Annotated in this window: 13 protein-coding genes and 1 rRNA gene; 12 read left to right on the plus strand and 2 right to left on the minus strand. The window is 44.4% G+C overall.

Annotation, left to right across the window (positions count from 1 at the left end):
- The first annotated feature begins 147 nt into the window (after positions 1-147).
- From GLW00_RS19115 to salA, 9 genes are all read left to right on the plus strand, one after another.
- Positions 148-987 (plus strand): energy-coupling factor ABC transporter ATP-binding protein, encoded by an 840-nt coding sequence (locus GLW00_RS19115; RefSeq protein WP_115895000.1) that lies wholly within the window; start codon positions 148-150, stop codon positions 985-987.
- A complete protein-coding gene (locus GLW00_RS19120; RefSeq protein ID WP_160916744.1) occupies positions 963-1,835 on the plus strand; it encodes an energy-coupling factor ABC transporter ATP-binding protein in 873 nt (290 codons plus the stop codon). Before GLW00_RS19115 ends, GLW00_RS19120 begins: the two co-directional genes overlap by 25 nt.
- Positions 1,828-2,625, plus strand: coding sequence for an energy-coupling factor transporter transmembrane component T family protein (locus GLW00_RS19125; protein WP_115894998.1), 798 nt, complete (start codon positions 1,828-1,830; stop codon positions 2,623-2,625). Before GLW00_RS19120 ends, GLW00_RS19125 begins: the two co-directional genes overlap by 8 nt.
- 16 nt (positions 2,626-2,641) lie before the next feature.
- Positions 2,642-3,382 carry a tRNA pseudouridine(38-40) synthase TruA gene (gene truA, locus GLW00_RS19130; RefSeq protein WP_160916745.1) on the plus strand — a complete coding sequence of 247 codons (741 nt, stop codon included), beginning with the start codon at positions 2,642-2,644 and terminating at the stop codon, positions 3,380-3,382.
- A gap of 214 nt (positions 3,383-3,596) precedes the next feature.
- Positions 3,597-4,034, plus strand: a complete 438-nt coding sequence (gene rplM, locus GLW00_RS19135) for a 50S ribosomal protein L13 (RefSeq protein ID WP_146818442.1) — start codon at positions 3,597-3,599, stop codon at positions 4,032-4,034.
- A gap of 18 nt (positions 4,035-4,052) precedes the next feature.
- Positions 4,053-4,445: a 30S ribosomal protein S9 gene (rpsI, locus tag GLW00_RS19140; RefSeq protein ID WP_075038155.1), complete on the plus strand. Its 393-nt coding sequence runs from the start codon at positions 4,053-4,055 to the stop codon at positions 4,443-4,445.
- Positions 4,446-4,703: 258 nt separating this feature from the next.
- Positions 4,704-5,552: a VOC family protein gene (locus GLW00_RS19145; RefSeq protein ID WP_160916747.1), complete on the plus strand. Its 849-nt coding sequence runs from the start codon at positions 4,704-4,706 to the stop codon at positions 5,550-5,552.
- 122 nt (positions 5,553-5,674) lie between these two features.
- Entirely contained in the window at positions 5,675-6,400 is a 726-nt protein-coding gene (gene cwlD / locus GLW00_RS19150) for an N-acetylmuramoyl-L-alanine amidase CwlD (RefSeq protein ID WP_160916749.1), read from the plus strand.
- Between the two features lie 80 nt (positions 6,401-6,480).
- Entirely contained in the window at positions 6,481-7,533 is a 1,053-nt protein-coding gene (gene salA, locus GLW00_RS19155) for an iron-sulfur carrier protein/transcriptional regulator SalA (protein ID WP_160916751.1), read from the plus strand.
- A 48-nt stretch (positions 7,534-7,581) separates the two neighbouring features.
- Here the strand turns inward: salA and gerD are convergent, their stop codons facing one another.
- Positions 7,582-8,235: a spore germination lipoprotein GerD gene (gene gerD, locus GLW00_RS19160; RefSeq protein ID WP_160916753.1), complete on the minus strand. Its 654-nt coding sequence runs from the start codon at positions 8,233-8,235 to the stop codon at positions 7,582-7,584.
- 140 nt (positions 8,236-8,375) lie between these two features.
- Between gerD and GLW00_RS19165 the strand changes: the two genes are divergently transcribed.
- Entirely contained in the window at positions 8,376-8,975 is a 600-nt protein-coding gene (locus GLW00_RS19165) for a KinB-signaling pathway activation protein (protein ID WP_160916755.1), read from the plus strand.
- Between the two features lie 47 nt (positions 8,976-9,022).
- On the opposite strand, the gene pdaB is transcribed toward GLW00_RS19165, so the two are convergent.
- The gene (pdaB, locus tag GLW00_RS19170) at positions 9,023-9,781 is read right to left on the minus strand and encodes a polysaccharide deacetylase family sporulation protein PdaB (RefSeq protein ID WP_160916757.1); all 759 of its coding nucleotides are present in this window, start codon (positions 9,779-9,781) and stop codon (positions 9,023-9,025) included.
- A gap of 118 nt (positions 9,782-9,899) precedes the next feature.
- Here pdaB and GLW00_RS19175 point away from each other — a divergent pair, with 118 nt between their 5' ends.
- Together GLW00_RS19175 and GLW00_RS19180 are read left to right on the plus strand one after the other, a co-directional pair.
- Positions 9,900-10,121: a hypothetical protein gene (locus GLW00_RS19175; RefSeq protein WP_160916759.1), complete on the plus strand. Its 222-nt coding sequence runs from the start codon at positions 9,900-9,902 to the stop codon at positions 10,119-10,121.
- 472 nt (positions 10,122-10,593) lie between these two features.
- A 16S ribosomal RNA gene (locus GLW00_RS19180) occupies positions 10,594-10,661 on the plus strand; the annotation flags it as partial.

Consider the following 10,661-nt stretch of genomic DNA (forward strand, 5'->3'; position numbering starts at 1 on the left):
GAGGTTACATCCAGCCCTTTTTTTATATCCAAATGGAAGGAAACACCGTCAGGGTGGCGTCGGAATTTAGATGAGCCACCCTTCGGTTGATAGGAAATGGTGTCATATTTCCTGGGAAATAGTCAGTTGAGCAGAGGAGGAACACAGATGGGAGAGAGACAAGTCGAGTTTCGTCATGTGTCCTTTAAATACCAGGAAGACATGCCCTGGGTGTTAAAGGACGTGAGCTTCACCATAGGTCCGGATGAATGGGTGGCCATCATCGGTCATAATGGTTCAGGCAAATCGACAATTGCTAAATTAATGAATGGGCTTTTGTTCCCTCAGGAAGGGGAAATTATCGTCGATGGAATGAAAGTGACCCCTGAGACGGTATGGGAAGTCAGGAAACAGGTGGGGATGGTTTTTCAAAATCCGGATAACCAGTTTGTTGGGACTACCGTAAGGGATGATGTAGCCTTTGGTATGGAAAACCACGGTATGCCTCGTGACCTTATGCTTGAGCGGATTCAAGAAAGTCTGAACTCTGTCCGTATGGAAGCATACGAGACGCATGAACCCCATCGATTATCAGGAGGCCAAAAACAGCGCGTGGCCATCGCCAGCGTCCTTGCTGTGTCCCCTGAATTTATCATTCTTGATGAAGCAACCGCTATGCTTGATCCAAAAGGAAGAAAAGAAATCATGCAGACCGTCAGCGACGTCCAGCAGGAAAGAGACCTTTCATTAGTGACCATTACCCATGACCTTCAAGAAGTGACATTGGCTTCAAGAGTGATCGTCATGAATGGTGGAGAAGTCTGGATGGAAGGGACGCCGCGTGACGTATTCTCTAGAAAAGAACAGTTGACTGAAATTGGCTTGGATACTCCGTTTGTAAGTAAAATGGCTGATCATCTCAAAGCAGAAGGTTTAAGCCTATCTCGTGAGCCACTCAATCACCAGGAGTTGTTGGAGGACTTATGCACATCTCGTTTGACCATGTAAGCTATACCTATCAACCGAATAGTCCATTCGAACACAAAGCACTGAATGATATGACCTTCTCGATTGAATCTGGATCCTTTGTAGCTGTCATTGGTCATACTGGGTCAGGGAAGTCGACGCTGATTCAGCACTTGAACGGACTGCTGCAGCCAACAGAAGGAAAAATACAGGTGGGTAACTTCACCATTGAAGCTGGTGTGAAAAACAAGCACTTGAGAGAGTTACGTGAGAAAGTCGGTGTTGTATTCCAATATCCTGAACACCAATTGTTCGAAGAAACAGTGGCCAAGGACATTGCTTTCGGTCCCCAGAATTTTGGTGTCCCCCAGAAAGAAATTGAGCGACGGACAAAAGCTGCGGTTCAAGCAACGAAGCTTCCTGAAGATTTGCTCGATCGTTCACCATTCGACTTGAGTGGTGGGCAGATGCGTCGTGTAGCTATATCCGGGGTACTTGCCATGGATCCTAAGGTCCTTGTTTTAGATGAACCAACGGCAGGACTTGATCCCAGCGGTCAAAGTGAAGTGATGGATATGTTTTACGACCTTCATCGTGAAAAGGAACTGACGACAATCTTAGTCACTCACAGTATGGAAGATGCGCTTGCTTATGCCGATTATATTTTGATCATGAACCATGGGGAACTTTACAAAGAAGGGACTCCATTGGAGATTTTTCAACAGAAGGAAGACCTTGAGCGCGTCCAGTTGGATGTTCCGGAAGTTATCTCCTTCTTGAGCAAGGCTGAGAAAGAGTATGGGATTGAACTTGAGTATAAAGGGCAGACCATAGCTGAGTTAGCAAAAGAATTAGCCCGCAAAGTGAGAGGGGGCAGCGATCATGAGTAGTTCTTTAATTATCGGCCAATATATTCCGACAGATTCCGTGATCCATCGCCTTGACCCTCGTTCGAAAATCGCTATCATCTTCTTTTTTGTTGTGATCGTATTTTTTGCTAACTCTGTTATGAGCTACGGGGTACTTGCTCTTTTTGCTGTTGGCAGTGCCTTGCTATCCCGGGTCCCCTTCCGTTACATTATGAAAGGTTTGAAACCGGTATGGTTCCTTATTGTGTTTACGTTCCTTCTCCATTTAATTGTCACGAGGGAGGGGGACGTCGTGTTTTCTATATTGGGCTGGGATGTATACAGAGAAGGTCTTGTCCAGGGGGGAGCCATTTCATTACGGTTCTTTCTCCTCATTCTTGTGACCTCGCTGCTTACGTTGACAACAACGCCGATAGAAATTACAGATGCCATCGAGGAGCTGTTGGGTCCACTGAAAAAAGTGAAGTTCCCAGTCCATGAACTGGCACTGATGATGTCGATCTCCCTCCGCTTCATTCCGACACTGATGCAGGAGACAGAGAAAATTTCCAAAGCCCAGGCCTCCCGAGGGGTAGATTTCCGCACAGGGGCGTTAAAGGACCGTGTGAAGGCGATTGTACCTCTTCTAGTACCTTTGTTCGTCAGTGCGTTCAAACGCGCAGAAGAGCTCGCTATGGCGATGGAAGCGCGTGGCTATCAAGGAGGGGAAGGTCGTACAAAACTCAGGGAGCTGAGGATATCGAAGCTTGATATTTCTTTGTATGTCCTGTTCGCTCTATTAGTCATCGCCCTATTCATGACGAGAAGCTGACGGGGAGGATCGTTTTATGAAAAGAATTCGTATGGTCATCGGTTATGATGGGACGAATTACGCCGGCTATCAGGTTCAGCCTAATGGGAATACCATTCAGGCGGAGCTTGAAAAAGCATTAAGGAAAATGCACAAAGGAGATCAGGTGAAAGTGGTCGCTTCCGGACGTACGGATGCCCGTGTTCACGCGGTCGGTCAGGTAATTCATTTTGATACTCCCCTCCATATTCCTATTGCGAATTGGAAAAGAGCCTTGGGCTCGCTTCTACCGGATGATATTCAAGTCGTTTCTGCTGAGCAAGCAACGGAAGAATTCCATGCAAGATATGATGCCAAGGGAAAAGAGTACCGCTATTATGTCTATCAGGCTCATGAGCCTGATCTCTTCCGCCGTCACTATACTCACCACGTACGCGCAGAACTTGACATCAACCGGATGAGAGAAGCGTGCAGGCATCTTGAGGGAGAGCATGATTTCACCTCTTTTTGTTCACCGAAGACAGACATCAAAGGGGCCAAGGTTCGGACGATTTACAAAGCAGAGATAACCAAAGAGGGAAATGACATGGTTTTTGTCTTCCGTGGCTCAGGCTTCCTCTATAACATGGTTCGGATTCTTGTCGGCACGCTTTTGGAAATTGGAAGGAACGAACGTGACCCTGAAGATGTAAAGAGGATCATCGAAGCAAAAAACCGTAACGAAGCAGGGAAGACGGCACCCCCGCAAGGCTTGTTTTTATGGGAAGTGTTTTATTAGATGGGTTCGCCCCGGAAATTGAGGCACTCTTTTAAAAAAACAACGAATCCAGGTGTGCATGCCCTTGACATATAGTTACAAGGTGTTATATTATATTCTATGGCATTTTATTTCTGTACCACGGTTAGCCCCGGAAAACTAATCGTATTTGAGATAAATGATAAAGTAGTAACGAAGTCTATGAGAAATCAAACATTTCAGGAGGGAAACCGATATGCGCACAACTTTCATGGCAAATGAAAACAACGTTGAACGTAAATGGTATGTTGTGGATGCTGCAGGGCAAACACTCGGCCGTTTAGCGAGCGAAGTTGCTGCGATCCTTCGCGGTAAAAATAAACCAACATACACACCACACGTTGACACTGGTGACCACGTCATCATCATTAATGCTGGTGAGATCCAACTTACAGGTAACAAAATCAACGATAAGATCTATTATCGTCACTCTAACCACGTAGGTGGTTTGAAATCCCGTACGGCTAACGAAATGCGTACGAAATACCCTGAGCAAATGCTAGAGCTTGCTGTTAAAGGGATGCTTCCAAAAGGAAGTCTTGGACGTAAGATGGGCAAGAAACTTCATGTTTACGCTGGTGCGGACCACAAGCATGAAGCACAAAAACCAGAAGTTTACGAACTTCGCGGATAATCAAAGGAGGTAATCTTAGTGGCACAAGTACAATACTCAGGTACTGGTCGTCGTAAGAGCTCAACAGCTCGTGTACGTCTTGTTCCAGGAACTGGTCGTGTAGTAGTAAACAAACGTGATGCTGAAGACTTTTTCCCATATGAAACGCTTCGTATGATTCTGAAACAGCCTCTAGCTGTTACAGAAACAGAAGGTAACTATGACGTTTATGTAAACGTAGATGGCGGTGGATTCACAGGACAAGCTGGTGCAATCCGTCACGGAATCGCTCGTGCATTGTTACAAGCGGATCCTGAATACCGTACACCATTGAAGCGCGCTGGTCTATTGACTCGTGACGCACGTATGAAAGAGCGTAAGAAATACGGTCTTAAAGGTGCTCGTCGCGCTCCACAATTCTCCAAGCGTTAATCAATGCTTATGCAAAAGACTCTCAACCGACTCGGTTGGGAGTCTTTTTTTATGTTTATTTTTGTTTCGGTGAGGTCTTAAATGACGTCCCAGACAACGGTGGCTAACAAAGGGTGCCTGGCACTGGAACTAGCGAAAGGGGTGCCAGGCATCTATGAAAGTAAAGCCGGTGCCAGACATACTTGAAAGCATATGAATATATGTGAAATTCTTATTCCGATATACTGAGGGAAAAGATATACGAATGGAGGAGTTCACATGCTTTTTCATGAAAAAGAAAACATCCATGTCAATCTAGTCACTTTACGAGTCATGGATTTGAATCGATCGTTGGATTTTTATACAAACATTATCGGTTTTCAAATATGGGCGCGGTCCAGTAAAGCCGTTCATTTAAGTGCAGGGGGAGAAAAGCCGCTTCTTGTCCTTGAGGAGGATCAAGATGTTAGACCACCTAATAGAAAAGCGACAGGACTGTATCACTTTGCGCTCCTTTTGCCGGAAAAGTCAGATCTCGCCGATTTGGTCAAACACTTGATTAATAAAAACGTTCAGGTGGCTTCAGCCGATCACCTCGTTAGTGAAGCGATCTACTTTTCTGATCCTGATGGAAATGGAATTGAGGTGTATATTGACCGGCCCTCTTCCTTATGGGAATGGTCCGGCAGTGAGGTGAAGATGGCAGTTGACCCATTGGACTTTGAGGGGTTGTTCCGTTTTGAAACGAACCCCGGGTGGGTGGGTCTGCCGGACCGGACGGTCATGGGGCATGTTCATCTCCATGTCTCTGACCTTGAAAAAGCGAAACAATTCTATTGTGATGGCTTAGGTTTCGATGTAGTGGGCCGGCTCGGTGATGAAGCCTTGTTTATTTCATCGGCTAACTATCATCACCACATCGGGCTCAACACATGGAAGGGTACCGATGCCCCGTCTCCAGAGAAGCAGGAAGCAGGGTTGAAATGGTTTGATCTTCATTTTCCTCAGAACCACTCAAGGGAAGAAGCGATCCATAGAATCCGGCAAATGGGAGCTTCTGTCGATGAAAAGGATGGAGTGATCTACACCATAGATCCATCAAAGAACCGCATACGGTTAGTTGTTTAAATTTTAAACCAAAACGAAAATAGAGTGTTATGATTCCCTGCTAAAAAGCTTCCTCATGCTTTCACATATTTGTCCATCCTGTCCCATATAGTGAAATGGAGGAGTATAAGGGAGTGTGAGGCATGCGAAATCCTAGGTTGAAAACATTTCTATGGTTAGCAGGGATCATTGTATTGGTGTGCGCTGTTTCCTATCCGATTCAGGAAGCAAAGGACGCTTGGACAGTATGGTCATCTCCGCTGTCCGGTAAAGTGATTGTATTGGATCCTGGGCATGGGGGACCTGATGCTGGTGCTTCTGGCAAAGATGGTACGGAAGAGAAAGTCATTACGCTGCAAATGGCTGAGTACCTTCGTGATTATTTGCAGCAAGCGGGAGCACTCGTGTACCTAACCCGTGATGATGACAATGACCTTGCATCAGATGAAGCGGAAAAAGCTCGGCGCAGGCAGGCGGAAGATGTCAGGAACAGGGTTCAGTACATTGAAGAAAAAGAAGCGGATTTATACATCAGTATACACTTGAATGCCATTCCTTCTGAAAAATGGAGCGGCGCCCAGACTTTTTACTATCCAAAAAATGAGGAAAGCAAAACGTTGGCCAAGTTTATTCAATCCGAAATCAAGGAGAACATAGGGAATACGGATCGTGGAGCTTTTGGCTTGTCCAGTATCTATATCCTTAAACACGCGAAAGCTCCAGGTGTCTTAGTGGAAGCCGGGTTTTTATCAAACCCTGGGGAAAGAGAATTGTTAAAGGATAATGATTACCAAAGGAAGATGTCAGCATCCATCTATCAGGGAGTGCTCCGGTATGTGACAGAAAGAGAGCTGCCATCAGAAGATTGATTGAAGCAAATCACTTAGAAAGCGTTTCATATATGTTATACTAGCCATAGTGAAACATATTTCTAAGGATGGTGAACGGCTTGTTGACAGAAGGAAAAGTACTAGAAATCCTCCATTCGATCGAAGACCCGTTTTTACATAAAACGTTGGAAGAAACAGGTGGAGTTGAAGAGATAAAAATTAAGGAAGAGAAAAATCATGTCAGCGTTAAGATATTGATCGGAAAGACAAATACCGCTGAACAGATGGAATTGCAGCAGAAAATTGTTAATGAACTGAAAAGTGGGGGAGCCGCAACGGTCGGCCTGCGTTTCGACCAGCTTCCGGATGATGTGATTCAAAGATTCCAGCCCGAAGCGGAGCAGGAACAGGAAGCTTCTCTTCTCGGTGGAAATACCGGGACGAAGTTTATCTCCATTGCCAGTGGTAAGGGTGGTGTAGGGAAGTCCACAGTTACGGTTAACCTTGCTGTTGCTTTAACCCGCCTTGGTAAGAAAGTCGGAATTATTGACGCGGATATCTATGGTTTCAGTGTGCCGGATATGATGGGTGTGGAAGAACGGCCGGTCGTTCGCGGCGAAAAGATTATTCCTGTAGAACGCTTCGGAGTCAAGCTTGTATCGATGGGCTTCTTTGTGGAAGATAACTCCCCGATTATCTGGCGCGGGCCCATGCTCGGTAAAATGTTGACGAGCTTTTTTAAAGAAGTGGAATGGGGCGACCTCGATTACCTTCTTCTTGACTTGCCGCCAGGAACAGGAGATGTGGCATTGGATGTACACTCTATGCTGCCCTCTTCTAAAGAGATCATCGTTACGACTCCGCACCCGACAGCTGCTTTTGTAGCTGCACGTGCAGGGCAAATGGCTCTGAAAACGGAACATGAGATCCTAGGTGTCGTTGAAAATATGGCTTATTTCGAGAGTAAAGAGACAGGCAACAAAGAGTTCGTCTTCGGTAGAGGGGGCGGCGTGAAGCTCGCTGAAACTCTTCAAACAGGCGTCCTTGGACACGTACCGCTTCAACAGCCGTACGAGGAAGAGGATGTTTTCGCACCATCTGTCTATCAGGCAGATCATCCAGTCGGTGTCATTTACCGTAATATGGCTGCGAAAGTAATTGATAAGTATTAATAAAAAACACGCACTTCTTTAAGAAGTGCGTGTTTTTTTGACTTGTGGCTAGCCTTGCTGACTTTTTTCACCTTCACCGCCGCCACCACTGCCGGATTGTTCTTCACTACTGCTTTCGCCACCTTGACCGGAGGAATCAGATTTCCCACCGCCACCACTTTGCATTTTTTCCGCTGCTTTCAATAAGGTTTCACTCATTTTCGCTTGGAAAACAGGGCTGTTCAATGTTTCATCAATGGTTTTTTGCAGATGTGAACGGAATTGCTGCCCTTCCATGACGGTAACCATTTCCTTCATCATTTCAGGGTTTTTATAAAGCTCAATCATCAATTTTTGATACTCAGCATCTTTCATTAGTCCTTTCATCAGCTTTTTCTGCTGATCTTCAAGGACTTTACTGAACTCTTGGACGAATTTTGGATCGGAGAACAATTTACTCCAAAAAGCTTTTCCTTCTTCAGATACGAGTGTCTGTTGGACAGCCTGCGATACAACTTCTGACTCTAGGGCCATCTGTTGCTGCATTTTCTCATCAGAAAGTACTTCAGTCATCGCTTTTTTCCCGTCGTCCGATTTCAGAATATCAACGATCATCTTCTTCGTTGTATCATAATCCGTCTGTTCACTTGCGCTTGATGCCCCGCTGCAAGCAGCTAGGAGTACAAGGATCAGGACGGGACATAAGAATCGGAGTTTGGACATTTTGCATGTCCCCTTTCTTAAGTTCTCCTTACGTTTACTATCTGCGATTCGACAGAAATTATACGAAGTCTGGAGGAAAAAAGCTCGACTTCGTGGTAAAATACGGTGGAAAAGTCTTTTGGATAATAGGGGGAACTTCCGTGAATAGTCGTAAATGGGTAAGGTTGTTTTTAACGACCTTATGGATCGGTGGTTTGACGACACTGGTCATCAGTTTTATTTTCAAATATGATTCTTATACTGAAGTGCTGAAGCCGTTCCAACTCTTCGAGCTCTTTGGCTTATTGTTATTTTTTGCGGGACTTGGATTTATATTCAGCATCATTAGTCAAATGGGCTTCTTCGCCTACCTGACAGTCAATCAGTTTGGAAAGGGTATTTTCCGTTCATTTTGGACGCCGGTCCAACTTTTCCTGATTGCTTTTACACTCTTTGACCTTGTGTATTTTAGATATCAGGCAGCAGAAGATGCATCCATCTGGCCGTTTTTGTGGACAGCCTTAGGTCTTCTCGGACTTTCCATTATCGTTGCTTATGTAAAAGCAAAAGAAACGAAGTGGCATGCATTTATTCCTGCCTTGTTTTTTATGGTTGTTGTTACGAGTGTAGAATGGGTCCCTGCTTTGAGAGCGCAAGGCAGCGATTATGTGTGGCTGATGATTATTCCTTTGTTCATCTGTAATGCATATCAACTCATCTTGCTCCACCGTATAACAAAAACCCCTGAAAAAGCTGCCTGAAAAACAACCACCGCATAGAAAGAGCGGTGGTTGTTTTTTTTATCGGGTTATTCAATTTGAGTGGTTTCTGATTCTGTCCCACTCACCAGTTCAGTAATGCTTACGAATTTCAGTCCTTTTTGTTTTAAACCGGGCAGGATGACTTCAAGTGCTTTCGCGGTTTGTTTCACGGAGTCAGATGCATGCATCAAGATGATATCCCCTTCTGAACCTTCATTCAGAACGGTATCAATGATGGTGTTTGTGCCTGGGTTTTCCCAGTCTCTTGGATTGATGCTCCATTGCACCGCTTGCATTCCTTCATTTTCGATCAACTTCAAAACCTCTTTATCCATGTGACCATGGGGCGGACGGATCCATTTGATTTCTTCAAAGCCCAGTTTTTCAAAAGCTTCTTTCGCTTGATTTATGTCCTGTTGCACTTGGGCGGGTTTTCTTTCAAGGTAACTTTCGTATTTATATCCCATCATCCCGATTTCGTGTTTTCCCTCATGAATAGCTTTAATAATATCAGGGTGACGTTCTGCCCATTCCCCACTAACGAAAAAAGTTGCCTGGGCTTTGTTGGCTTCCAATTGCTTCAACACGTCATGAACCTTTTCTGTTCCCCAGCTTATATTAAATGTCAGTGCAACGTTCGAATTTTTATCGCTTCCTTGGGTCAAAGCACGGGGCTCACCTTCATTTGAAAAGACGGGGAGTTGACTCCACTGTCCAATCCATAAAAAGAGGGCGCAAAAAAATGCCAAAGCCACCACCACTCCATAGCGTTTCATCCGCTCAGCTTTCCAAGTGTAGAAACTCATTGCACGATTCACCTTCCTTCCAATATGTTCTATACATATGAAAAAAAGGACAACCTATGCTAAAAACACAAGATTTAGGGTAAAAATATAGAGAGTTGTTAAAGGGAGGTCCTTTAAGGTGCATGGTTTAATGATTAGCGAACAGGAACGTCGTGAAATTGAATATTTGTTGAAGAGAGAGATGGAAGAAATCACGTTTGACCTCGGAGACCACAGAATTGACCAAGGACTGAAAAGAGCGATGGAAGAAAGGTATGACGTTCTTTTTCAGATTTTCCGCAGGTTTGCAACCAGAGAAGAATGTTTACAGTATATGCCCAGGAAGAAGAAACAGAATTAATGCTATAATCAATTCCAGCTTATCCATAATACTAAAGGTCACAACTAAGCCCTGAATGTAGATCAGGGCTTTTCATATGGATGTTTACTCATTGAAACAATTTTTTATTATGAATTTCAAAAAAAGCATTGCTTTTCAATTTTAGTCTGTGATATATTATTAAACGTTGTCGGAAAACAAATAACGTAGCAATAACAAACAATTTTCTTTTGAAAAAAGTTGTTGACACTGCAGGGCAGACATGATAAATTATTATTTGTCGCCAAAACGACACCGAAAAAATCACGAAAAAAGTTGTTGACACAAACAACTGAAAGTGATAAACTAATTAAGTCGCTGACGAAGCGGCGGACAAAACATTTGATCTTTGAAAACTGAACGAACCAACCAGTACGTCAAAACATTTCTTCTTTATAGAAGAGATTTGAAACAAAGCACATTCGGTGTGCAAATGAGCAAGTCAAACTTAACTTTTATGGAGAGTTTGATCCTGGCTCAGGACGAACGCTGGCGGCGTGCCTAATACATGCAAGTCGAGCG

The sequence above is a fragment of the Halobacillus litoralis genome, assembly GCF_009856445.1.
In the GTDB taxonomy this organism is placed as follows: domain Bacteria; phylum Bacillota; class Bacilli; order Bacillales; family Halobacillaceae; genus Halobacillus; species Halobacillus litoralis.

Excerpts from the sequence above, each read along its gene's own strand:
- pdaB (WP_160916757.1), bottom strand. The coding sequence starts at position 9,781 with ATGAGTTTCTACACTTGGAAAGCTGAGCGGATGAAACGCTATGGAGTG.
- cwlD (WP_160916749.1), top strand. The coding sequence starts at position 5,675 with ATGCGAAATCCTAGGTTGAAAACATTTCTATGGTTAGCAGGGATCATT.
- GLW00_RS19115 (WP_115895000.1), top strand. The coding sequence starts at position 148 with ATGGGAGAGAGACAAGTCGAGTTTCGTCATGTGTCCTTTAAATACCAG.
- GLW00_RS19125 (WP_115894998.1), top strand. The coding sequence starts at position 1,828 with ATGAGTAGTTCTTTAATTATCGGCCAATATATTCCGACAGATTCCGTG.
- rplM (WP_146818442.1), top strand. The coding sequence starts at position 3,597 with ATGCGCACAACTTTCATGGCAAATGAAAACAACGTTGAACGTAAATGG.
- GLW00_RS19120 (WP_160916744.1), top strand. The coding sequence starts at position 963 with ATGCACATCTCGTTTGACCATGTAAGCTATACCTATCAACCGAATAGT.
- truA (WP_160916745.1), top strand. The coding sequence starts at position 2,642 with ATGAAAAGAATTCGTATGGTCATCGGTTATGATGGGACGAATTACGCC.
- GLW00_RS19145 (WP_160916747.1), top strand. The coding sequence starts at position 4,704 with ATGCTTTTTCATGAAAAAGAAAACATCCATGTCAATCTAGTCACTTTA.
- gerD (WP_160916753.1), bottom strand. The coding sequence starts at position 8,235 with ATGTCCAAACTCCGATTCTTATGTCCCGTCCTGATCCTTGTACTCCTA.